Origin of the sequence: Ralstonia soli (assembly GCF_023955655.1) — a bacterium.
GTDB classification, from domain to species: Bacteria; Pseudomonadota; Gammaproteobacteria; order Burkholderiales; family Burkholderiaceae; genus Ralstonia; species Ralstonia soli.
In genome coordinates this window covers 286910-310439 of the sequence record NZ_JAMXHT010000002.1, presented here as the reverse complement: position 1 = coordinate 310439, position 23530 = coordinate 286910, and the positions used below count along the sequence as shown (strand labels likewise).

Annotated in this window: 19 protein-coding genes and 1 tRNA gene; 7 read left to right on the top strand and 13 right to left on the bottom strand. The window is 65.3% G+C overall.

Annotated elements, in window-relative coordinates:
• Window positions 1-10 precede the first annotated feature (10 nt).
• Window positions 11-622 (top strand): TetR/AcrR family transcriptional regulator, encoded by a 612-nt coding sequence (locus tag NG900_RS05190; RefSeq protein ID WP_252677503.1) that lies wholly within the window; start codon window positions 11-13, stop codon window positions 620-622.
• Between the two features lie 56 nt (window positions 623-678).
• Here the strand turns inward: NG900_RS05190 and NG900_RS05185 are convergent, their stop codons facing one another.
• The 3 genes from NG900_RS05185 to NG900_RS05175 form a co-directional block, all read right to left on the bottom strand.
• Window positions 679-2127 carry a DHA2 family efflux MFS transporter permease subunit gene (locus tag NG900_RS05185; RefSeq protein WP_252677501.1) on the bottom strand — a complete coding sequence of 483 codons (1449 nt, stop codon included), beginning with the start codon at window positions 2125-2127 and terminating at the stop codon, window positions 679-681.
• 98 nt (window positions 2128-2225) lie between these two features.
• Entirely contained in the window at window positions 2226-2657 is a 432-nt protein-coding gene (locus tag NG900_RS05180) for a VOC family protein (protein ID WP_252677499.1), read from the bottom strand.
• An 84-nt stretch (window positions 2658-2741) separates the two neighbouring features.
• Window positions 2742-3173, bottom strand: coding sequence for a YybH family protein (locus tag NG900_RS05175; protein WP_252677497.1), 432 nt, complete (start codon window positions 3171-3173; stop codon window positions 2742-2744).
• 139 nt (window positions 3174-3312) lie between these two features.
• On the opposite strand from NG900_RS05175, the gene NG900_RS05170 reads away from it, so the two are divergent.
• Complete coding sequence (locus NG900_RS05170; protein WP_252677484.1) at window positions 3313-3957, top strand: TetR/AcrR family transcriptional regulator; 645 nt, start codon at window positions 3313-3315, stop codon at window positions 3955-3957.
• A gap of 112 nt (window positions 3958-4069) precedes the next feature.
• Here NG900_RS05170 and NG900_RS05165 read toward each other — a convergent pair whose 3' ends face one another.
• Genes NG900_RS05165 through NG900_RS05150 form a run of 4 tightly spaced genes read right to left on the bottom strand, consistent with a single transcriptional unit; the run spans window position 4070 to window position 11301 of the window.
• The gene (locus NG900_RS05165) at window positions 4070-4348 is read right to left on the bottom strand and encodes a hypothetical protein (protein ID WP_252677482.1); all 279 of its coding nucleotides are present in this window, start codon (window positions 4346-4348) and stop codon (window positions 4070-4072) included.
• Window positions 4349-4381: 33 nt separating this feature from the next.
• Window positions 4382-5281 (bottom strand): transglutaminase family protein, encoded by a 900-nt coding sequence (locus NG900_RS05160; protein ID WP_252677480.1) that lies wholly within the window; start codon window positions 5279-5281, stop codon window positions 4382-4384.
• On the bottom strand, window positions 5281-7869 hold the full coding sequence (locus NG900_RS05155; RefSeq protein WP_252677478.1) for a circularly permuted type 2 ATP-grasp protein: 2589 nt from the start codon (window positions 7867-7869) through the stop codon (window positions 5281-5283). The genes NG900_RS05160 and NG900_RS05155 overlap by 1 nt, the downstream gene beginning before the upstream one ends.
• 21 nt (window positions 7870-7890) lie before the next feature.
• Window positions 7891-11301 (bottom strand): transglutaminase family protein, encoded by a 3411-nt coding sequence (locus tag NG900_RS05150; RefSeq protein WP_252677476.1) that lies wholly within the window; start codon window positions 11299-11301, stop codon window positions 7891-7893.
• Window positions 11302-11535: 234 nt separating this feature from the next.
• Between NG900_RS05150 and NG900_RS05145 the strand changes: the two genes are divergently transcribed.
• Entirely contained in the window at window positions 11536-12624 is a 1089-nt protein-coding gene (locus NG900_RS05145) for a zinc-binding metallopeptidase family protein (RefSeq protein WP_252677474.1), read from the top strand.
• A 110-nt stretch (window positions 12625-12734) separates the two neighbouring features.
• Window positions 12735-13250 carry a hypothetical protein gene (locus tag NG900_RS05140; RefSeq protein ID WP_252677472.1) on the top strand — a complete coding sequence of 172 codons (516 nt, stop codon included), beginning with the start codon at window positions 12735-12737 and terminating at the stop codon, window positions 13248-13250.
• 67 nt (window positions 13251-13317) lie between these two features.
• Here NG900_RS05140 and NG900_RS05135 read toward each other — a convergent pair whose 3' ends face one another.
• Window positions 13318-14271 (bottom strand): chemotaxis protein, encoded by a 954-nt coding sequence (locus tag NG900_RS05135; protein WP_252677470.1) that lies wholly within the window; start codon window positions 14269-14271, stop codon window positions 13318-13320.
• A gap of 358 nt (window positions 14272-14629) precedes the next feature.
• On the opposite strand from NG900_RS05135, the gene NG900_RS05130 reads away from it, so the two are divergent.
• Window positions 14630-14706 (top strand) — tRNA-OTHER (locus tag NG900_RS05130).
• Window positions 14707-14790: 84 nt separating this feature from the next.
• Here the strand turns inward: NG900_RS05130 and acnB are convergent.
• Together acnB and NG900_RS05120 are read right to left on the bottom strand one after the other, a co-directional pair.
• Entirely contained in the window at window positions 14791-17376 is a 2586-nt protein-coding gene (acnB, locus tag NG900_RS05125) for a bifunctional aconitate hydratase 2/2-methylisocitrate dehydratase (RefSeq protein ID WP_252677468.1), read from the bottom strand.
• Between the two features lie 130 nt (window positions 17377-17506).
• Complete coding sequence (locus tag NG900_RS05120; RefSeq protein ID WP_252677453.1) at window positions 17507-18085, bottom strand: HD domain-containing protein; 579 nt, start codon at window positions 18083-18085, stop codon at window positions 17507-17509.
• A 258-nt stretch (window positions 18086-18343) separates the two neighbouring features.
• On the opposite strand from NG900_RS05120, the gene NG900_RS05115 reads away from it, so the two are divergent.
• Window positions 18344-19477, top strand: coding sequence for a methyltransferase (locus NG900_RS05115; protein ID WP_252677451.1), 1134 nt, complete (start codon window positions 18344-18346; stop codon window positions 19475-19477).
• Between the two features lies 1 nt (window position 19478).
• Here NG900_RS05115 and NG900_RS05110 read toward each other — a convergent pair whose 3' ends face one another.
• Window positions 19479-20741, bottom strand: a complete 1263-nt coding sequence (locus tag NG900_RS05110; protein WP_252677449.1) for a TIGR03862 family flavoprotein — start codon at window positions 20739-20741, stop codon at window positions 19479-19481.
• A 207-nt stretch (window positions 20742-20948) separates the two neighbouring features.
• Here NG900_RS05110 and NG900_RS05105 point away from each other — a divergent pair, with 207 nt between their 5' ends.
• On the top strand, window positions 20949-21785 hold the full coding sequence (locus NG900_RS05105; protein WP_252677447.1) for a class I SAM-dependent methyltransferase: 837 nt from the start codon (window positions 20949-20951) through the stop codon (window positions 21783-21785).
• Between the two features lie 96 nt (window positions 21786-21881).
• Here NG900_RS05105 and NG900_RS05100 read toward each other — a convergent pair whose 3' ends face one another.
• Window positions 21882-22430, bottom strand: a complete 549-nt coding sequence (locus tag NG900_RS05100; protein WP_252677438.1) for a cytochrome b — start codon at window positions 22428-22430, stop codon at window positions 21882-21884.
• A complete protein-coding gene (locus tag NG900_RS05095; protein WP_252677437.1) occupies window positions 22427-23509 on the bottom strand; it encodes a catalase family peroxidase in 1083 nt (360 codons plus the stop codon). The genes NG900_RS05100 and NG900_RS05095 overlap by 4 nt, the downstream gene beginning before the upstream one ends.
• Between the last annotated feature and the right edge of the window lie 21 nt (window positions 23510-23530).

The following is a 23530-nucleotide window of genomic DNA, read 5'->3' as shown; positions in this document are numbered from 1 at the left end:
CCGCCCAGACATGTCCCGCGTCAAGAACGAAGACGAATTCGAGTTGCGCCGCGAAAGCGTGCTCGACACCGCCGCCGAAGCCTTTGCGGCCGACAGCTACCCGAGCGTGTCGATGAACCAGCTCGCCGCTGCATGCGGTGGCTCGAAGTCGCGCCTGTATCACTACTATGAAGGCAAGGAAGCCATCTTGTTCGATCTGCTCGACCGCTACACGCGGCGGCTGGCGGATCTGGTTGAACGCGCCGAGAGCGACGCGCGGCACGCCAGGCTCTCCGCCCGCGCCACGCTGCATCTGCTGGTCCGCACGTTCCTGGCCGAGTACGCCACCTCGCGCACGCGGCACGTGGCCTTGCTCAATGACGTGAAATACCTGTCACCGGAGCAGCGCGACATCGTGCTCGCGCGCGAGCGGGACGTCGTGGCTGCCGTGGGCCGGCAACTGGGCGCCGCCTACCCCCACAAGGTGGACGATGCCAACTGCAGGCCCATCACCATGATGCTGTTCGGCATGATGAACTGGACGTTCACCTGGCTGAAACCCGACGGGCCGCTTTCGTATGAGGGCTATGCCGAGATGGTGATCGACATGCTGGAAAACGGCCTGAGCGATAAACAGGGCTGAAGCGCAGCTTCACCGCGCGCTCCGATGGAGGCACGCGGAGAGTTTCCTCTGCGGGCTCAGATGGATGCTGCGGACGAAGCCTCGTCCGACGCCGCCCCATGCGCGCGGGTGCGCACGAACACGCCCGCCAAGGCCGAGGCCAACACGGCTGCAACGGCACCCAGCAGGAACGCAAGGTGGTAACCGCCGTTGAGCGCCGCCGTTGCATCGGCGCCGGCTGCGGCCAGCCCCTCCGTGCGCGCGGCTGCCAGGCTCGCCAGGATGGCCAGCCCCAGCGCACCGCCCATCATGAACGACGTGTTGACCACGCCCGACGCAAGGCCGGATTCATCCGGCGCCACGTCGCTCATCGCCGCCAGCAGCACCGGGTTGAAGGCCACGCCCGCACCCAGGCCCAGCAGCAGCATGCCGGGCAGCACGTCCAGCGCAAAGCTGCCATCCGCTGGCGCGCGCGCAAACAGCATCAGCCCAACGGCCGCCACCAGCAGCCCGAGCGACAGCGGCGCCCGAATACCGAAGCGCATCACCAGCTTGGCCGACAAGCCCAGCGAGAACACCGCCATGATGATGTTGGCCGGCAGGAAGGCCAGCCCCACCTGCATGGCGCTGTAGTTCAGCACGCGCTGCATGTACAGCGCTGAGATGAAGAACCACGCGAACATCGCCGCAGCCCACAGCACGCCTACCACATTGGCAGTGGCCACATTGCGCAGCGCGAACATACGCAGTGGCATCAGTGGATGCGACACGCGCGATTCGATCACCAGGAACGCGATCATCAGCGCAACGGCAATGCCCAGCTGCGTAAGCGTTTGCGTGGATGCCCAGCCAGCTTCGTTGCCATGCACGATGGCGTACACCGCCAGCATCAACGAGGCCGTCACTGCAATGGCACCTGCCACGTCCAGCTTGGCGCGATCGGCCAGCGGCTTGCCCGCCGGCAGCAACGCCACGCACGCCGCATACACCGCCACACCGATCGGCAGGTTGACCAGGAAAATCCAGTGCCAGCTCAGCGCGCTGGTCAACAGGCCGCCGAGCAGCACTCCAATGCTGCCCCCGCCCGCGCACACAAAGCCGTAGATGCCCATGGCCTTGGCGCGATCGGCGGGCGAGGTAAACAGATTCATGATGAGCGACAACGACACCGCCGACACCACCGCCCCACCCAGCCCTTGCACGGCACGCGCCGTGATGAGCACCCCCTGCGAATTTGCCAGCCCGCACGCGGCCGACGCCAACGTGAACAGCGTGATGCCCAGCAGAAACAGCTTGCGATGCCCGAACAGGTCACCGAGCCGGCCGCCCAGCAGCAGAAAGCCGCCGAAGGTCAGCATGTAGGCGTTGACCACCCACACCAGCGCGGTCTCGGTAAAGCCCAGGTCCGCCCGGATGGACGGCAGTGCAACGTTCACGATGGTCGTGTCCAGCACGATCATCAACACGCCCAGGCAGAGCACGATGAGGGCAAGCCAGCGCTTGCGTTCGTCGATGCCATGCGTCATGGAAACGCTCCTTATTCGCAATGGGTGCAACGAGGTTGAGGTGCACCAAGTGAAGAACGGCCACCTGCATGGCGGCCGTTCGTGGTGCGCAGGCGCGCTTACATCGGCTTGGGTGCGATCACCATCCACGTCACGCCAAATCGGTCGACCACCATGCCGAAGGCGACGGCAAAAAACGTCTCGGCCATCGGCATCGTGACCTGGCCACCCTCACCCAACGCCTTGAACGTTTGCTCGGCGGCGGCCTTGTCGGCCACGCTGACGGACAAACCAAAGCCCTTGAAGTCGGGCTTGCCCGAAGCCATGCCGTCGGATGCCAGCACCTGGGTTTCGCCAACGCGAAACGCCGCGTGCATCACCTTGTCGAGCGGCGGTGCCATGCCGCCGCATTGCTCGGCAGTCGGTTGCGCATCCTTGGGGGCATCCTTGTAGTGCATCAGCATGTCGACCTTGGCGCCAAGCGTCTTCTTGTAAAACTCCAGCGCTTCTTCACAATGACCTTCAAAGAACAGATACGGTTGAATTTGCATCACAACTCCTTGGGATAGGAACGCAGTGGGGACTGCAAAGCCGCGCATCACACCACGCGGTCGGGGGAATGCACCTCAATCAGGTCAGTTGCACGCGGTTTCCGGCACCGGCATCGGCACCGAGGCGTGCTCGTGCACGACCTGCCAACGACCATCGGTTTTGCGAAAACACACGGTGGCGCGCGTTTGTGCATCGTGCCTGCCGCCATCGCGATAACGCGCCCTCAGGCGGTTCGTGCTGAAGCAATAGGCCAGATCGCCACTCACCTCGAGGTGCAGTTCGGTGAACTGGAAATCGGCTGGCCCCTCCAGTGCCTCGAACCAACCCTGCCAGTTGCGGCGGTAGGCCTCGACACCCTTCACGAAGAGCGGTGGCATCACATCAAACACCACCACGTCGGGTGCGTAATTGCGCATGACGGCGTCGATATCCTTGGCGCGGACGGCGGCGGCCCATGCGTCGATCAACGCACGCAATTGCGCTTCATCGTCCACGGCGTTTGTTGCAGTCGTCATGCCGGCCTCCGAAAACTTTGCCGCAATCCGGTCTTGGAAATTTGCGCAACAGCGCCTAGGGTTGATTTGTGGACACTGTTCACAAACGATAGCAGACATAATGGACGGTGTCCACATCAAGCTTGCGGAGCGTGTTTGCATGACCCAGGAACCACCCCGGCCGCCGGTGCGTACCACCTATCGCCATGGCGACCTGCGGCGCGCGCTGCTCGACGCGGGCATTGAGTTGGCGCGCGCAGGCGGGCCGGATGCCATCGTGCTGCGCGAGGCCACGCGCCGTGCCGGTGTCGTGCCGAATGCGGCTTACCGCCACTTCGCCAACCGGCTGGATCTGCTGCAGGGTGTGCGGGCGGAAGCGCTCGCCGCGTTGGCGCGCGCGATGGAAGCCGAACTGAACGCCATCGACCCGACCGGGCCCGAAGACGCACGGGCACGCGCTTCACTGCGTGCCATCGGGGTCGGCTACCTGCGTTTTGCGCAAATGGAGACGGGCCTGTTCCGCACCGCCTTTGCCGTGCCCGATGAAGTGGAAAACGACGCCGACCCCGCCAAGGCCGGCGACAGCGGATTGAACCCGTTCCAGTTGCTGAGCCTCGCGCTGGATCGCATGACCGCCGCCGGCGTGCTACCCGCCGAGCGCCGGCCCGGTGCCGAATACCTCGCATGGTCTGCGGTGCATGGGCTCGCGCTGCTCATCATCGACGGCCCCTTGCGCAGCCGCCCGCCGGAGCAGACCGGCGCCATCGCACTGCGCGTGGTGGAGATGGTGGAAAATGGCCTGTAGGCCCGGCTGCGTCGATGTGCGTGGCCATGCGCGCGCACCATCTGAGCACGTGCGCGCCGCTGCGTTTGCGTGCTCGGCCTTCAACGCAACGATGACAGCCGCGCTGTATCGCTCACCTGCCAGGCGCACCCAGCATATGCCGGAAAAGCGGAAGCAACGCCTCGTACGTCCCCAGGTAGCCCGTTGAACCGGCATGGCGCGATGCACGCGCGGCGCAGAACAGCTCGTTGCGCAGGTCGGCAAGCGAAGCGCGCCTGCGTTCGCGCGCGGCACTCGTGCAGGCTTCAAACGAGCCCAGTTCTTCATAGCCGTTGAACGACATGGCAAAAGCGAAAACGCCCGATACATCGGCCGGGTCGGGCAGGTCTTGCCAAGAGATTTCGTTTTTCATGATGCTCCCTGCTGTGCTACCAAATCGGCCCCCTCAGAGGCCCGTGACTTCCCCTACGCTGACCGCCACGTCCACCTGATGCTCGCCACCGCCGAGGATCATGCCGCGCAGCAGTGAAACGTCGCTGTAATCGCGTCCGATGGCGAGCGTCACGTGGTCCAGATCGGCCAGCACGTCGTTGGTCGGGTCAAGATCCACCCAACCGCTTTGCGGGCAGAACACCGACACCCACGCGTGCGAGGCATCGGCCCCGATCAATCGGGGCTGCCCAGCCGGCGGCTCGGTCCGCAGATAGCCGCTCACATAGCGGGCGGGCAATCCCAGTGCGCGCAGGCAGCCGATCATCACCTGGGCAAAGTCCTGGCAGACGCCCCGACGCAGCTCAAACGCTTGCGCGGCCGGCGTATCGAAAGCGGTTGCGGTGGGGGCGTATTCAAAGTCGGCATGCAGGCGATGCATCAGGTCGATGGCGCCGGCCACCACAGGCGTGCCTGCAGCGAAACTCTCTCGCGCATAGCGCTCCAGTTCGGGGGTCAGCGCGATGTTGGGCGAGGCAAAACAGAACTCGGCTTCCGGATAGAACATGGAGCCGGCCTGATACCGCAGGCGCTGCGCCACAACCTCCCACGCGGGCGTGGCGGCTGGGTCCAGGTCGTTCCAGCGCGGCAGCAAGCGCACCGTGGTCTCGCTGGTCATGCGCAGGCTGTCGTGCGGGGCATCAAGCGAGAAATACAGCACGTCGTTGCCAAAGCCGTCGACACGGCTGGTCAGGTACGAGGGTGACGGATCGATCTGCTCATCGTGCGCGACGATCTCTTGCCACGGGCAGGCACGCGGGCGGATGGTCGCCAGATGCTGCGCCGTTTCTACCGCAGTTGCGTAGTGATAGACCGTGCTGTGCGAGACCGTCAGGAGCGTGGCGCGTGCTTGCATCAAGCCACCTGTGCGGTTGGGGTGCTGGCGTGGCTGAAGTAGCGCGCGCTGATCTCGTTGGACGCGGCGGCCACGTAGTCCACCAGCGTGTCGCACAGGCGGATGAGGTTGGCGTAGCGGCCGTCGGCATCGGTCTCGCACAGCGCTTCCAGCGATGGGAGCGTCTCCACCGGGGGCATCAGGTCGGCAAAGGGGTGGCGGCGCTGGGCGTGCATCGGCGCAGCGGCGCGCTCGATCTGCGCCAGCTTGGTCCGCAGCCGGTCATACACGCCATACAACCCACGTGGGTTGGTCGATTCGACCACGAGCAGGTCCAGCAGCGCAGGCACCTCCTGCCGCCCCGGATACAAAGACCGGTACGTGAGCGTGCTGTCGAACAACTGCAGCAGCAGATCAAACCCCTCGGCAGTAGCGAGCTTGCCCTGCTCGGCAATCACGCGCAGGAACGTGGTCATGGCCCACACGCGCTCGATATGGCGGCCGGCAAACAACAGGCGCCAGGCCTCGTCACGTGTCATGCGGTCGCCCTGGGCACCGCTGATGGCGCACAGTTGCGTCGCCAGATATTCGAGCTGGTCGACCAGCGCAACGCGATCGGGCGCGCCTTCGGCGCTCAGGTTGGCCAGCCCGTCACGAAAGTCGTTGCGCGCGGCAAGGATGGTTTTCCAATGATCATTCGACAGGCGCCCGCGCACCTCGCCCGAGGCACGCGCCTGCGCGGCCAGGCATTGACCCACGCCCGCGGTGCCCGACTGCTCGCTCAAGCCCGCGACGAGCGCCCGCTCAAACGCGCTTGGGCTGCTGCGCGCGAACACATCGGCGCTGAAGATCAGCCCGCATTCGGCCGCCAGTTCCGTCAACGTGCCGAACATGGTGTCGGCATCGTTGGCCTCTAGCGAGCCGAGGATGAGGCGGCATAGCCGCACGCCGTTTTCCGCGCGCTCGCCATAGCGGCCGGACCAGAACAGGTTCTCCGCCGCGCGGCTCGACACTGTGCGGTGCTTGCGCGCGAGGTCCGCCGGCCGCATCGGCGAGGGCAACAACGTAAACGGCGCAGCAGGCTGTGGCTGGTTCGACAACACCCAGGTGTCGACGCTGCTACCGCCCATCTGCATGGATGCAGAGGCCTGTCGATCGGCCGCCAGGCGCGTGAATCCGCCGGGCATGACATGCCAGCCGCCTGCCATGTCCGCAATTGCAAACACGCGCAGCACCGAGGGCCGCCCAGCAAGCATGCCGGCCTCGTAGCGCGGCGTGCAGGAATACGGCAACGGCGCCTGGACGGTGAAGGTGTCCGGCGCGCAATCAATGCGCGCGCGCCAGTCGGCCAGGGGCTGCGGCCCACCCGCCATGCCGGGCGGGCCGTCGGGGTGGTTTCCGGGCCAGGTCGGCAGCAGCAGCCCCTCGGACAGGCTGGCCTGCGCTTCTTCGCGGGCGAGGGCCTCGCCGCACCACCATGTCGGCACGCTGGGCAGCGCCAGCGGCTCGCCCAGCAGCGCCTGGGCAATCCCCGGCAAAAAACCCAGCATGGCCGGCGATTCGACAAACCCCGCGCCGGGCACGTTCGACACCATCACATTGCCCGCACGCATCACCTGCAGCAGCCCCGGCACGCCGATGGTGGAGTCCGCGCGCAGCTCCACCGGATCGCAGAAGACGTCGTCCAGGCGGCGCAGCACCACGTGCACGCGTTCCAGGCCGTTGAACGTCTTCAGATAGAGCTTGTCGCCGCGCACCGTCAAGTCCTTGCCCTCGACCAGCGTCATGCCCAGATAGCGCGCCAGGAAGGCGTGCTCGAAATACGTCTCGCTAAAAGGGCCCGGCGTGAGCAGCGCGATGTGCGGTGATTCTCCCGCCTCGTCATCAGACATCGTGGTGCGCGCGGCAGCAGCCAGTGTGCTGATCAACTGCGAATACGTTGGCGCGAGGCGTGTCGCGCGCAACTCGCGAAAGGCATCGGCAAACAGGCCGGAGACGATCAACCGGTTCTCCAGCGCATAGCCCAGGCCCGATGGGGCTTCGGTGCGATGGCCGACGACCACCCAGTTACCGTCGGGCCCACGGGTCAGGTCCACCGCCACGATCTGCAGGTACTGCCCGCCCGGGGGCGTGAAGCCGCGCACCGCGCGCAGATAGCCCGGATGGCCGAACACCAGCGCCGGCGGCATCAGCCCCTGCGCCAGCAACGACTGCGGGCCGTAGGTATCCGCCACGATGGCGTTGAGCAGCCGCGCGCGCTGCATCACGCCCTGCTCGATCACGGCCCAGTCGGCAGGGTCGATGAGGAAAGGCAGCAGGTCGAGCGCCCACGGGCGCGGCTCGCCCTTGTCGGCGTAGACGTTGTAGCTGATGTCGTTGTCGCGCACCTGCTGGGCGACGGAGGCACGGGCCTGCTCCAGCCCGACTAGGCCGCCCTCGCGTACGTGCTCGAAGAACTGCCGCCAGGGTTCACGCAATGCGCCCGTGGCGTCGTGTAGTTCATCCCAGTGGCCCTCCCGCACCGGCAGCATGCGAAGGAGGGCCAGCACATCCGCGTGGGCGGCAGCGGGCTCTTGCGGATCAAGCGGCAGGGTCGACTGGTAAGACAAGATCGGCTTGGCTGGAAGAGATTAGTAGCGGCGCAAATCCAGCGTAAACGGAAACTCCAGACTGCGCTCGGGCGCTCGCACCTCCAGCGGCCCGGGCGTGTGCCCGGTGGTGAAGAAGCGCGCGCGCCGGCGGCTTTCCGCCTCGTAAGCGTTGACGGGAAACGTCTGGTAATTGCGCCCACCCGGATGCGCCACATGATACTGGCAACCGCCCAGCGAGCGGCCAGTCCAAGTGTCTGCCAAATCGAACGTCAGCGGCGCGTGCACACCAATGGTGGGGTGCAAGGCCGACGCCTGCGACCACGCCCGGAACCGCACACCCGCCACCTGCTCGCTCACGCGGCCGGTTGGTTGCAATGGCAAGGGAATGCCGTTGACGGTCACCACGTGCCGGTTCTCGTTCAGGCCCAGCACGCGCACCTCCAGCCGCTCGACCGAGGAATCGACATAGCGCACCGTGCCGCCCTGCGCGCCCTCCTCGCCCATCACGTGCCAGGGTTCCAGCGCGCCGCTGAGCGTGAGCGAAATCCCGCCCGTATGCAGCTCGCCCACCAGCGGGAAGCGGAACGAGAAATGCGGCGCAAACCAATGGCGCTCGAAGGCGTAGCCCGCCTCACGCAGATCGGCGAGCACATCATCGAAATCCATCTGCGCGAAGGTGCCGAGCAAAAACCGATCGTGCAGCTCGGTGCCCCAGCGCGTGAGGCGCGTGGTGTACGGCGTCTTCCAGAAGCGGGCGACCAGCGCGCGCAGCAGCAGTTGCTGCACCAGGCTCATGCGCGCGTGCGGCGGCATCTCAAAGCCGCGCAGCTCCAGCAGGCCCAGGCGCCCCGTGGGGCCGTCGGGCGAATAGAGCTTGTCGATACAGAACTCGGCGCGGTGCGTGTTGCCGGTGACGTCGATCAGGATGTTGCGCAGGATGCGGTCGATCAGCCAGGGCTGGACATTGGCCGCACCCAGCCGGTCAAGCTGGTGCTGCAGCTCGGCAAACGCGATCTCCAGCTCGTACACCTGGTCGTTGCGCGCTTCGTCCACGCGCGGCGCCTGGCTGGTCGGGCCGATGAACAGCCCCGAGAACAGATACGACAGAGACGGATGGTTGTGCCAGTACGCAATCAGGCTCGCCAGCAAATCGGGCCGGCGCAGGAACGGGCTGTCGGCCGGCGTGGCCCCGCCCAGCACGAAGTGGTTGCCGCCGCCGGTGCCGGTGTGGCGCCCGTCGAGCATGAACTTCTCGGTGCTCAGGTACGACTGATGGGCGGATTCGTACAGGTATTCCGTATGGTCGACCAACTGCTCCCAGTTACTGGCGGGGTGGATGTTGACCTCGATCACGCCGGGGTCGGGGGTCACCTGCAGCAGCTTCAGGCGCGGGTCGCGCGGCGGCGGATAGCCCTCGATGACGATCTGCACGCGCAGTTCGGCGGCGGTGGCCTCCACGGCGGCCAGCAGGTCGAGGTAGTCGTCCAGCGCCGTCAGCGGCGGCATGAAGACATGCAGCTGACTATGGCCGGAGCCGAAGGTGTCGTTCTCGACCTTGGGGCCGGCGGCGCGGGCGGGGTCGCGCGCTTCCACGCACACCGCGGTGCGGTGGACCCACGAGGCGGATTCGTTCTGCCCAGGCAGGCGAGCATCGGCCCGCGAGCCGGTGCCGAGCGCGGCCGATACGGCTTTCGTTCCCACTGCAGCGCCGGCAGAGTCGCCCTGGTATTGCATGCGCAACTCCGTCGCCGTGCGCAGCGGCGCGCTCGGGCCAAACGGATCGTGCGCGTGCTGATACGGGTAGTCGCTCTTGCTGACCCACGGCAGTGAGTCGAGCGGCAGGCGATAGCCCATCGGCGAATCACCGGGAATCAGATACATGCGCTCGTCGCGGAAGAACCACTGGCCCGTCACCCAGCGGGGGCCAGCCAGCGCGGCATCGTCATTGCGCGCGAGCGGCAGCACGTAGCCCGTCACGGCAGACAGGCCGGCGTCGAACACACGGCGCAGGCGCACGCGCTCCAGTTCATCGTCGAGCCGCGAATCGAACGGGTCGACGTTCACTGGCAGACGCCGCTCGCGCCAGAGGTAGTACCACGTGTCCTCGTAGCCGGGCTGGATGCATTGTTCGTCCACCGACAGCTTGCGCGCCAGATGGTGCAGAAAGCGCTGTGCATCGGCGGAGGTGTAGCGGCCGGGCTCGCGCTCGTCGGCAAACAGCGTTGGATTACTCCAGCAGGGCTGGCCGTCGGTGCGCCAGTAGAGCGAGAGCGCCCAGCGCGGCAGTTGCTCGCCGGGGTACCACTTGCCCTGCCCGATATGCAGGAAGCCGTTGGCGCCGTAACGCTGGCGCAGTTTGTCCATCAGCCCGACGGCGTAGCTGCGCTTGGTAGGGCCAAGGGCGTCGGTGTTCCACTCGGCGGCATCGCGGTCGCTCACAGCCACGAAGGTTGGCTCGCCGCCCATGGTCAGGCGCACGTCCATGGCCTCGAGGTCGGCATCCACCTGTGCCCCCATGCGAACGACGTCTTCCCAGTGCGCTTCGGTGTAGGGCTTGGTCACGCGCGGGGCCTCCAGCACGCGCGTGATCGACATCGTGTGCTCGAACTCCACCTCGCACTCGTCCACCGCACCCGAGATGGGCGCCGCGCTGCCGGGCTCCGGCGTGCAGGCCACGGGGATGTGCCCCTCGCCCGCCAGCAGGCCCGAGGTCGGGTCAAAGCCGATCCAACCGGCGCCCGGCAGATAGACCTCGCACCAGGCATGCAGGTCGGTGAAGTCCACCTCGGTGCCGCTGGGGCCATCGACGGCTTTCACGTCGGGCGTGAGCTGCAGCAGGTAACCGGATACAAAGCGCGCGGCCAACCCCAACTGCCGCAGCGTCTGCACCATCAGCCAGCCCGAGTCACGGCATGAGCCGGAGCCGAGCGACAGCGTCTCTTCCGGCGTCTGCACACCGGGCTCCATGCGGATCAGGTAGCGGATGTCCTGCTGCAGGCGCTGGTTCAGGCCCACCAGAAAGTCGATCGTGCGGCGCGGCGTGCGGTCAATGCTGGCGACAAACGCGGCAAAGCGCGGTGTCATCTCGCGTTTGACGAGGTAGGGCGCCAGCTCGGCAGCCAGGTCATCGGCGTAGGTGAAGGGGAACGACTCGGCTTCGGGCGTCAGGAAGAAATCGAACGGGTTATAGACCGCCATCTCGGCAACCAGGTCGATGGTCACCTTGAACTCGCGCGTCTTGTTCGGAAACACCAGCCGGGCCTGGTAATTGGCAAACGCGTCCTGCTGCCAGTTGATGAAATGCTCGGCCGGTTCCACCCGCATGGAATACGAATGGATCGGCGTGCGGCAGTGCGGCGCCGGCCGCAGGCGAACCACCTGGGGCGACAGCTCGACGAGCCGGTCATAGCGATAGTGGGTAACGTGATTCAACGCGACTCGGATCGACACACGGGCTCCTCAATGGCTCTTATGGCTTGCCGGCGCAGTGCCGGCGTGCGGTCAAAGCAAGGTTCATGCCGTTTGCGCGGCACACCCCTCCTTGGGGCTCCTGCCATCGTGCCAGCCGTGCAAGGCCGTGCGTATGACAGGCCGATGCGGTACAACGCTTGCTGAGCACCTCGCCGCCTTCCACCATCTTGGTGGAGCGCGCGCCAACATGCCAGCCCCGGCCCTGGGATCACCATGAAAACGTTCCACTGCAACCGTTGCCAGCAACTCGTCTTCTTTGAAAACGTCTTGTGCGAGCGCTGCGACGCCCTGCTCGGCTACTTGCCCGACGTGGGCGAGATCAGCGCCTTCGAGCCCGTCGACGCCGCGCCGGAAGCAGGAGGCAACCTCTGGCGCAGCCTGCACCCCGATGCGCAAGGCCGGCTCTACCGCCAATGCCACAACTACGCAGTCGAAAACGTCTGCAACTGGATGATCCCGGCGGATTCGCCCGACGCACTGTGCCGGGCCTGCCAGTTCACGGCCACCATCCCCGACCTGACGGTGCCGGAAAATCGCTTCTACTGGTACCGGCTGGAGGTGGCCAAGCGCCGGTTGCTCTATACGCTCATGACGCTGGGCTTGCCGTTGGAATCACGGCAGGAAAACCCCGAGACAGGGTTGGAGTTTGCGTTTCTGGAAAACCAGGAAGAGGGCGACCCCGTGATGACCGGCCACCACCATGGCCGCATCACGCTCAACATTGCCGAGGCCGATGACGCCGCACGCGAGAAGGCGCGCACTGAACTGGGCGAGCCCTATCGCACGCTGCTCGGCCACTTCCGCCACGAGTCCGGGCACTACTTCTTCGACCGCCTGATTGCCGGCAGACCCATGTGGGAAGCGGCTTTCCGCCTGCGCTTCGGCGACGAGCGCGCAAGCTATGCCGATGCCCTCCAAGCCCACTATGACAATGGGCCACCCGCAGACTGGGCGCAGCACTACATCAGTGCCTACGCCTCCATGCACCCCTGGGAAGACTGGGCCGAAACCTGGGCGCACTACCTGCACATGGTCGACGCGCTGGACACTGCTGTGTCATACGGCCTGGCCCTGCTACCCGACCACCCGCTGGAGCCCGAACTGACCGACCAGACCCCCGTGGAAGAAGCCAGCTTCAACAACCTGATGAGCCGATGGTTTCCGCTCACCTATGTGCTGAACAGCCTCAATCGCAGCCTCGGGCAGCCCGACGGTTACCCGTTCACGCTGGCCCCGCCCGTGATCGACAAGCTGCGGTTCGTGCACCGTGTCATCGCAGCGTCGGCGAACAAGCCCGCTTGATCGCACCAATGTTGTGCGGCGAGGCGCCAGTTTGGACGGATGGAATATTTCGAGCGGCCAAGGCGTTTACCATCCTGAAGATCAATCCCCGCATCCTCCCGGAGAACGCCATGCCCGCCCGACTCAGCCGATGGATCAGCGTGACGGCACTCGCGCTGTGCGCCTGTGCCTCGCTCACCCCCCTGCAGACCGCGCAAAAGTTGATCGGCCAGCCAGAAAGTGCCGTACGCGAAACCTTTGGCGCACCGACCGAGACGTATCAGCTGGCCGATGGCACACACCGCTGGATCTACTCCAGGCAACCGCTGGGGCACGAGGTGTATGCCGCCGATTTTGACGGGCAGGGCAAGCTCACCCACTACCGGCAGATGCTGACGGAAAAGGAAATCTACGAAGCGCGCCCCGGCGTGTGGACCAAGCACGATGTGGCCGAGCGCTTCGGCATGCCGCGCGAGCCGACGCAGTACTACCCGCTGATGAAGCGGGAAGCCTGGTCATACCGGATGTACGTTGCGGGGTATCAACAAGCGCATTTCAACGCGCTGTTCGATGACAACGGCGTGCTGGACCGCACCATGATCGTGGTCGACCCACTGGGCGGCAATGATCGCGACGCCCGCAAATAAAGCCGGCCCGCGTCAAACCGGGCGGCGCATTGCACACCGCCCTAACCTGGGTATGAATGCGGCGCGATCAGCCCAGCGCCGACGCGATCGCCTGCGCCAGTTCGTTGGCCTCGAACTTGGCGACGTAGCCATTGGCACCCACGCGGCGCACATGGTCCTCATTGGCCGAGCCCGACAGCGACGAGTGGATCACCACGGGAATCGACTGGAATGCAGGCTCGGTCTTGATTTTGCGCGTGAGCGTGAAGCCGTCCATCTCGGGCATTTCCAGATCGGTCAGCACGAGCGCGATCTTGTCGCGCACGGTCTTGCCTTCTCGCGCGGCGTCGCGCGCGATGTTCTGCAGCGTGTCCCACGCTTCCTGGCCGCTCTTGGTCATCACGTACGGCGTGCCCATCGCCTCCAGGCCGTTGGCGATCAGAGAACGGGCCAGGCCCGAATCGTCCGCCACCAGCAGCTTGGCGCCCGGCGCCAGCTTGATCGGGCGCTCGTCGTTGTCGGGGGCCAGATCGGTGCGGCGGGTCGGGAACACATCCACCAGGATCTGCTCGACGTCGATCACCTGCGCCAGGCGCGAGTTGTCGGCGTTGCCGTCCAGGCGCGCGAGGCTCGTGATGTTGCTGCTGCCCACGCTCGCTTCGGCCGGGAAGACCTGGCTCCATTCCAGCCGCACGATCTCGTCCACCTCTTCCACCGCAAAGCCTTGCGTGGAGCGCGCGTACTCGGTAATCAGCAGGATGTTTGCATTGCCGTTCTTGGTGCCGATCACGCTGGCCAGGTCAATCACGGGGATGATCTGGCCGCGCACGTTGACCGCACCCAGGATATGGGCACCGGCATCCGCCACGTGCGTCACGGGCGGCATGACCATGATCTCGCGCACCTTGAACACGTTGATGCCGAACATCTCGCGCTGGTTGGATCGCGCAGATTCCCCCAGGCGGAACAGCAACAGCTCAAAGCGGTTGTTGTTCGTCAGATTGGTCCGTTCATCCACTTCCAATTGCGAATGCAGTGACATTGCGTCTTCCCCCGTTCAGGCACACGTTATGTGGCGGTAAACGGCACGGTACCGGGCAACTTGAAGGGATTTACGCAGGTGATCGCTACGCCCTTCCAACGTGGGGACGCGACAGCCTAGGCAAGCTCCGCGGGCGGCCATAAAGACCGCTGACGTACAGGCATCAATGGCATCTCAATCCGACCGCGGCATGCTGCGCGGCAATGCTGGGGCACGTCGCATTAGGCTCTCGCCGACACTTGGAAACACTGACGGGGTAGAACATCTGGATGCCTGCGCCACCAGCCTTCACCGGCCGATCCGGCTAGGGACATGTCCGGACTCGGGTTTGCTCAGCAAGGGTCGATATAGTGAAGGCGGGACGGTAGCTCATGGGTCGAGCGGCAGCGGCTAACCGTTGCAGGCAGGCAGGTTCAACTCCTGTACGTCCCACCAAAAAAAAAAAGCCGCAGGCATTCGCCTGCGGCGTCTTATCGAGTTACGACGGTGCCAACAACCCGCCGTCGCCCGACAGCACGTTTACATCTGCACGGTGTCGGCCACTTCCTTGAAGTCTTCGATCTGGTCGAAGTTCATGTACTGGTAGATCTTGTCGCCGTTGGCAGTGAGCACGCCCATGTCGGCCATGTACTCTTCCTTGGTCGGGATCTTGCCCAGACGCGAGCAGATCGCCGCCAGTTCCGCCGAGCCCAGATACACGTTCGTGTTCTTGCCCAGACGGTTCGGGAAGTTACGGGTCGACGTCGACATGACCGTCGCGCCTTCGCGCACTTGTGCCTGGTTACCCATGCACAGCGAGCAGCCCGGCATTTCGGTACGCGCGCCGGCCGTGCCGAACACGCCGTAGTGGCCTTCTTCGGTCAGTTGCTTCTGGTCCATCTTGGTCGGCGGCGCAACCCACAGCTTGACCGGAATGTCGCGCTTGCCTTCCAGCAGCTTCGACGCGGCGCGGAAATGGCCGATGTTGGTCATGCACGAACCGATGAACACTTCGTCGATCACGGCGCCAGCCACGTCGGACAGCGTCTTCACGTCGTCCGGGTCGTTCGGGCAGGCCACGATCGGCTCGTGGATGTCGGCCAGGTCGATCTCGATGACGGCAGCGTAGTCTGCGTCGGCATCCGGTTGCAGCAGTTGCGGATCGGCCAGCCACGCTTCCATCGCCTTGATACGGCGTTGCAGGCTGCGCGGGTCTTGGTAACCCTCGGCGATCATCCACTTGAGCAGCGTGATGTTGCTGTTCAGGTATTCGATGATCGGTTCCTTATTCAGGTGCACCGTGCAACCGGCAGCCGAACGCTCGGCGGATGCATCCGACAGCTCGAACGCTTGCTCGACCTTCAGATCGGGCAGGCCTTCGATTTCGAGAATGCGGCCCGAGAAGATGTTCTTCTTGCCCTGCTTGGCGACCGTCAGCATGCCTTGCTTGATCGCGTACAGCGGGATTGCGTTGACGAGGTCACGCAGCGTGACGCCCGGCTGCATCTTGCCCTTGAAGCGGACCAGCACCGATTCCGGCATGTCCAGCGGCATCGTGCCGGTGGCGGCCGCGAAGGCGACCAGACCCGAACCTGCCGGGAAGCTGATGCCGATCGGGAAGCGCGTGTGCGAATCGCCGCCGGTGCCGACGGTGTCGGGCAGCAGCATGCGGTTCAGCCACGAGTGGATCACGCCGTCGCCCGGGCGCAGCGCGATACCGCCGCGCGTGCTGATGAAGTTCGGCAGCGTCTGGTGCGTCTTCACGTCCACCGGCTTCGGATACGCGGCGGTGTGGCAGAACGACTGCATTACGAGGTCGGCGGAGAAGCCGAGGCACGCCAGGTCCTTCAGTTCGTCGCGGGTCATCGGGCCCGTGGTGTCCTGCGAGCCGACCGAGGTCATCTTCGGTTCGCAGTACGTACCCGGGCGCACGCCCTGGCCTTCCGGCAGACCGCAGGCGCGGCCGACCATCTTCTGTGCGAGCGAGAAGCCCTTGCCGCTGTTGGCCGGCTGGTGCGGCAGGCGGAACAGCGTCGACGGGGCCAGGCCCAGCGCTTCACGCGCCTTGGCAGTCAAGCCGCGGCCGATGATCAGCGGAATGCGGCCACCAGCGCGCACTTCGTCAAACAGCACGTCGGACTTGACCTGGAATTCGGCGATCACCGCGCCGTTCTTCAGCGCCTTGCCTTCGTACGGGCGCAGCTCAACCACATCGCCCATTTCCATCTGCGACACGTCGAGCTCGATCGGCAGCGCGCCGGCATCTTCCATCGTGTTGTAGAAGATCGGGGCGATCTTGCCGCCGAGGCACACGCCGCCGAAGCGCTTGTTCGGGACGAACGGGATGTCTTCGCCGGTGAACCACAGCACCGAGTTGGTGGCCGACTTGCGCGAGGAGCCGGTGCCGACCACGTCGCCCACGTAGGCGACCAAGTGGCCCTTTTCCTTCAGCGATTCGATGAACTTGACCGGGCCGCGCTTGCCGTCTTCTTCCGGCGTGATGCCCGGGCGTGCGTTCTTCAGCATCGCCAGCGCGTGCATCGGGATGTCCGGGCGGGTGGTGGCGTCCGGCGCCGGCGACAGGTCGTCGGTGTTGGTTTCGCCCGTCACCTTGAAGACGGTGATGGTCAGGCTTTCCGGCACTTCCGGGCGGCTCGTGAACCATTCGGCGTCGGCCCAGCTCTGCAGCACGGCCTTGGCATTTGCATTGCCCTTGTCGGCGAGTTCCTTGACATCGTGGAACTGGTCGAACATCAGCAGGGTTTTCTTCAGCGCTTCGGCAGCGGTGGCGCCGACTTCCGCATCCGACAGCAGCTCGATCAGCGGGGCGATGTTGTAGCCGCCCAGCATCGTGCCGAGCAGTTCGGTGGCGTGGGCGCGCGAAATCAGCGGGCAGGCAGTCTCGCCCTTGGCCACGGCGGCCAGGAAGCCGGCCTTTACGCGGGCGGCTTCGTCCACGCCGGCGGGCACGCGGTGGGTGATCAGGTCGACCAGGGTCTGCTCTTCGCCAGCGGGCGGGTTGGTCAGCAGTTCCACCAGTTCGGCGGTTTGCTGAGCCGTCAGCGGCAGGGGAGGAATACCGAGCGCGGCGCGGGCGGCCACGTGAGCACGATAGTTTTCAAGCATGGGGGACCTGCTGAGATTGCGTTTCAGGGGAAGGGCTTCCAGACAACCGAGACTGCTCTGGGCGCCAATTGGGCGCGATTCTAATCGCAATGCCCCTATAACGTCAAATGTCTTATATCTTATATAAGAGTCAGCGGCGGTAATGCCCTTCCACAAGCTCGGACGCGGCCTCCCACAAGGTGGGCGCCCCGCGTTCGATGGGCGGCTTGCCACGGGCAATCACCTGCGCTTCCGTGACCTCGAATTCCACCCAGGTCCCGCCTTCGGTGGCGGCGTTGTGCACCATGGGCTGGAAGCGGTCCAGCGCCTTGGCGAATCGCGCGTCGTTGCTGTCGCCGGCCTCGAACTCAAACCACAAGCTGCGCAACTCTGCTGCCTGGGCATCCGGCAACAAGGCAAAGATGCGCTCGGCCGCCAGTTGCTCCCGCTCGGCCTGGCCGGCATGCGTCGATGGCTCGTGAAACGGGACATCGCCCGCGTCGATCTCCACGATGTCGTGGATCAACAGCATTTTCACCACGCGCAGCACGTCAACCGGCGCAGCCGCGTGCTCCGACAGCACCAGCGCGTACATGGCGAGATGCCACGAGTGCTCGGCGCTGTTCTCGCGCCGCGACTGGTCGATCAGCGGTGACTTTCGTATCACGGTTTTCAGTCGATCAATTTCTCTGAGGAAGGCAAGCTGGCGCTGCAGGTCGGGCGAGTTCACGTTGAATACCTCAGGCTGTGGTGCGGACGAGAGTTCGGCCGCGACCGCATATTGATTAGGACAAGGTACGCCGGAGCGCGGCAAAAAACGGTTCGGATTGCGCGAACGCTTCGCATGGAAATCATGCTAGCAGGCCGCGCCGGCAAGACCGCGATACCGCAGCGCCACCCGCCCGCATTGTGTGTTTGCACCACCGGCGGTATCGTGTCGCCCACAACGCCCGCAGCCGCGCCCTTCCCCCGCTTTACCAGATTTCCCGTGACCGATCTCCCCACCCTCTCCTGGACCGACGCCGAAACCGGCGCCGCGCACACCACCCTTTGGCGCTCCGAAGCCGGCAACCCGCCGCCCAAGCGCGTGGTCATTGCCGATGACCGCACCACTGCCGATGCCGCCTATCGCCTCGCCTGCGAAGGCACGGCGCTGCTCTGGCGCGGCGACTTCCAGAACGCGCGCCAACTGCTGCAGGCCATGTCCCGCCGCACCGACCGGAAACCGCGCAAAGAAGCCACGTCGCCGATCGACGCGTTCAACCTGCATCGGCAAGCGCAGTCGCAGCGCGCGCGCACGCTCGGCATGCTGCTGATCCCGCTGGATGCCGGCTACACCATCCCCCTGCGCCGCGCCCCGGATGTGCGCGACGCCTGCACTGAGGCCTACGGCTCGAGCAATGCCGCCTCCGTCGTCTCGCTGCGTGAGCTGCTTGGCCTGATCGGCGCGCACGAATGGCGCAAGAAAGGCGTCGAGATTCCCGCGCTGGGCGGCGTACACATCCACCCGCATTACGGCGTGTTCTCGCCGATACGGGGGGAATACATCGATCTGGTGGCGAACGCGCCGCTGCCATCGAAAGCCCTGGCGTTCGATATCGGCACGGGCACGGGCGTACTCGCGGCCGTGCTGGCCAAACGTAGTGTAAAGCGCGTGATCGGCACCGACCAGGACCAGCGCGCCCTGGCCTGCGCACGCGAAAACGTCGAACGCCTCGGCCTGCAAACCCAGGTGGACATCGTCGAAGCCGATCTATTTCCCGAAGGCCGTGCGCCGCTGGTCGTGTGCAATCCGCCGTGGCTGCCCGCGCGGCCCAGCTCGCCCATCGAGCGCGCCGTCTATGATCCGGACAACCGCATGCTGCGGGGCTTTCTCGACGGGCTCGCCGCGCATCTGGAGCCTAACGGCGAGGGCTGGCTGATCCTGTCCGACTTTGCCGAGCACCTCGGCCTGCGCACGCGCGACGCCCTGCTGGCGATGATCGATGCGGCGGGCCTGCGAGTCGTCGGCCGCGACGACATCAAACCCAAGCACCCGAAGTCGTCCGACGCCACTGACCCGCTCCACAAGGCGCGCGTGGCCGAGGTGACATCGTTGTGGCGCCTGAAGGCCCGCCAGTAATTCAGCGACCCAGGGCGGCCAGATAATCGAGCACGCCGTGCCCGGCCGCGGCGCCGCTCGCAAAGCATGCGGTCAGCAAATAGCCGCCGGTCGGCGCCTCCCAATCGAGCATCTCGCCCGCGCAGAACACGCCGGGCAGGCGCTCGATCATCAACTGCGCATTCAACGCCTCAAAGGCAACGCCGCCTGCACTGCTGATGGCTTCGTCGATCGGCCTGGCGCGAGTGAGGCGCAGCGGCAACGCTTTGATGGCCTTCGCAAGCTGGGCGAGATCGGCAAACGCCTCTTTCGACAGGCACTCCCGCAGCAGCCCAAGCTTCACCCCCGTGATGTTCAGCTTGCTCTGCAGGTGGCTCGACATCGAACGCGCGCCGCGCGGGCGCATCAGCTCGTCGGTCACACGCTGCGCACTCCAGCCGGGCGCCAAGTCCAACCAGATCGTGGTGTCACCGCCGGCCAGCAGCGCATCGCGGATGGGCGCGGACAACGCATAGACGAGGCTGCCTTCCACGCCCGTCTGCGTAACGACGAACTCGCCCTGGCGGAACTGCAACGCACCGCCCTCGCCGGACGGCAAACCAATCGCCACCGACTTGACCGGCTGCCCCGCATAGCGCTCCTGAAAATACGCGCTCCAATCCGCATCGAACCCGCAATTGGCGGGCTGAAGCGGCTGCACCTGCACGCCACGCGCCTCCAGCAGCGGCACCCATGCCGCATCGGAACCCAGACGCGGCCAACTGCCCCCGCCCATCGCCAGCACCACGGCATCGGCCTGCACAAGCCGCTGGCCGTCGAGCGTGTCAAAGCGCAGCACCTGCGCGTAGTCGGACGGCTCCGCCCAGCCCACCCAGCGATGGCGCATGTGCAACTGCACCCCCGCCGCGCGCAGCCGGTGCAGCCACGCCCGCAGTAACGGCGCCGCCTTCATCTCGGTCGGAAACACGCGGCCCGAGCTGCCGACAAACGTATCGATGCCCAGGCCGTGAATCCACGCGCGCAGCGCATCGGGATTGAACCGATCGATGAGCGACGCAAGCTGCTCGCGTCGCGCGCGATACCGGCCCAGAAACGCGTCGATCGGCTCCGAATGCGTGATATTCATCCCGCCGATACCCGCCAGCAGGAACTTGCGCCCGGCCGACGGCATGGCATCGAACACCGCCACGCGCACGCCCTGGCCGGACAGCACTTCAGCAGCCATCAGCCCGGCGGGGCCGGCGCCGATCACGGCAACGAGGGGAATGTTTTGCGGTTCAGACATGCGAAGGTGGACAGATGACATACGAGCAGACAGGCGGGGCGCTATTGTCACATCCCGGCTTGGCCCGGGCAAACCAAGCGGCCCATCGTGCTCATGCAGGCGCCCTTCCCATCGTCGGACACGCTTTTCGGTAAACTCACGCCTTCGCTCCGTTTTTCCCATGGCTGCCGCACACACCGTGCCGCATGCCGCCAGGCTGTCCTGACGATGTCCAACAACACCCACGAAATCCGCCCCAACCAGTCGATCGAACTGCTCAAGGAGCTGCACATCCTGACGCGCGACGGCAAGATGAACCAGGACAGCCGCCGCAAGCTCAAGCAGGTCTACCACCTGTTCCAGTTCATCGAGCCGCTGATGGCCGACGTGCAGCAGGCCAAGGGGCATGTCTCGCTGGTCGACCACGGCGCGGGTAAGTCGTACCTCGGCTTCATCCTGTACGACCTCTTCTGCAAGGAACAACCCGGTGACGGCACCTCGCACATCTACGGCATTGAAACGCGCGAAGAGCTGGTCACCAAATCGACCGAACTTGCCGCTCGGCTCGGCTTCAAGGGGATGTCGTTCCTGAACCTGTCGGTGGCGGACTCCATCACGTCAGACAAGCTGCCCGCCACCATCGACATCGTGACCGCGCTGCATGCCTGCAATACCGCCACGGACGATGCGATCCGCTTTGCGCTGGAGAAGAAGGCGCAGTACATCGTGCTCGTGCCGTGCTGCCAGGCAGAGGTGGCCGGCGTGCTGCGCAAGAACAAGGGCAAATCGCTCGGCAATGCGCTCACCGAGATCTGGCGCCACCCGCTGCACACGCGTGAATTCGGCAGCCAGGTCACCAACGTGCTGCGCTGCCTCCAGCTTGAGGCCCACGGCTATCAGGTGAGCGTGACGGAGCTGGTCGGCTGGGAGCATTCGATGAAGAACGAGTTGATCATCGCGCAGTACAAGAACCTGCCGCGCCGCCGCCCGACCGAGCGACTGAACGAGGTGATCAGCACGCTGGGGCTGGAAGAGCTGCACGAGCGCTTCTTTGCGCCAGCCTGATAGCCGCCAGCCCGACTGATCAAAGACAAAGGGACGGAAATCGCTTTCCGTCCCTTTTCTTTTTTTTCAGCGCCTCATGAGGCGTCGATCAACGCCTTACCCGCGATGTCCGTCGCCCTTGGCCATGCTTGAGAACACGCCGTCCCGATAGACCAACCCGTGCAGCAGTGCCGCGGACAGATGGGCGATCACAACCAGAAACAGCAGTCGGGCCAACCAGCCATGCGCATCGCGCAGCCACGCATACAGCTCGGGGCTGGCGGGCAGAATCGCCGGAAGGTTGACGCCCTTGAACAGCACGACTGGGTAGCCGCCCGCAGACAGCAGCGCCCAGCCGATCAGCGGCAGCGCCAACATCAGCGCATACAGCACAACGTGCGACGCCTTGGCGGCCAGTGCCTGCAGCGGCGGCACGCTAGCCGGCAACGGCGGCGGCGCGTGACGCAGCCGATTGATCAGGCGGACCACCGCCAACACCAGAATGGCAATGCCCAACGGCCGATGCAGATCGATCAATTCGGTTCGATGCGTGACCGAGGTCATCATGCCCGCGCCGATGAAGAGCATGGACAGAATCATCGCCGCCATCAGCCAGTGCAAGCCCCGTGCGAGCGCGTTGAAATGACGTGGGTTGCGTGTCTTCATTTGGATGGGACCTCCGGCTTGCCAACGGCGTCGGTGGCCTTGCCATAACCGATCTCGCGTTCCCGGCGGTTGAACGAGTGGGTGTACGCGCCGGAACGCGCCTGCAGAATTGGGTCGTCTGAAATCTCAATCCCGGTGGGGACGATCGTCGGATCGAAGTTGACATCGCGGCAGGCACCCTCGGCCTGTTCCACGGCCTGCGTCACCTCCAGCGTGCCCGCCACGATCTGTTTGCGCTCCTGCGGCCAAGGCAAGGATGGATCGTCGACCGGGTCACCCGGTTCGGCCAGTTGCATCACCATGTCCCAGTGCAGGGGCTTTTGCGCAAGCCGCGCGCGCAGGTCTTCGAACATGTAGTCGTGGCCCACGTGCTGCAACTGGTCTTGACTCAGTTGCACGAACGGCTCTTGCGGCCGCATGGACCAGCGCACGGCTTGGCGCTTGCCATCGGCGGCCACCAGGTAGAACGCATTGATGCCGTCGAACTCCACCCCGCCAAAGCTGCCGGGTTGGGGTGCTTGCGCGGCCCATTTCAAGAACTTTTCCGCTTCGGGATACTGCTTGAGAAAGGCAGCCACGCGCGCCGGGTCGGGCTTGCCAGTGGCGGGGTCGGGCGCCATGGCTTTCGGCATATCCACCGTAAAGCCTTGCGCATTGTGCGTGGGGAAGTACGGCTGGTTGTTCATGGCCATGCGCCACTGCTGGCCGTCGTCGGTCTTCAGCAGCAGCGCCATGCTCACTACGTTGGAAGCGCTGTCCGGCCCATGCGGGTCACCCATGGCAATCGCAAGCCGGCCCACAACGGGGATGTTCGGCTCGGTAAAGGCGCGCGCGGTCGACAACGGTGCCGCGGCATCCGTCGGCCGAAACGTGCCGGCAATGCAGATGCCCTTGCCATGCGCACGGCGAAAGCCCGGCGGGAACGGCTGCGGGGTTTCCGAAAACAACTGTGCGCTGGTCAGGCGTGACCCGATCCAGCCCTCCGTCCAGGCGAAGGCGGTGGTCAATGCCCCGGCAGTCAGGGCGATGACGGCTAGCGCGCCCCAGGTGCGTTTTGATTTGAGATCCAGTTTTGACATAGAGAGTGCGCTTTCCTGATA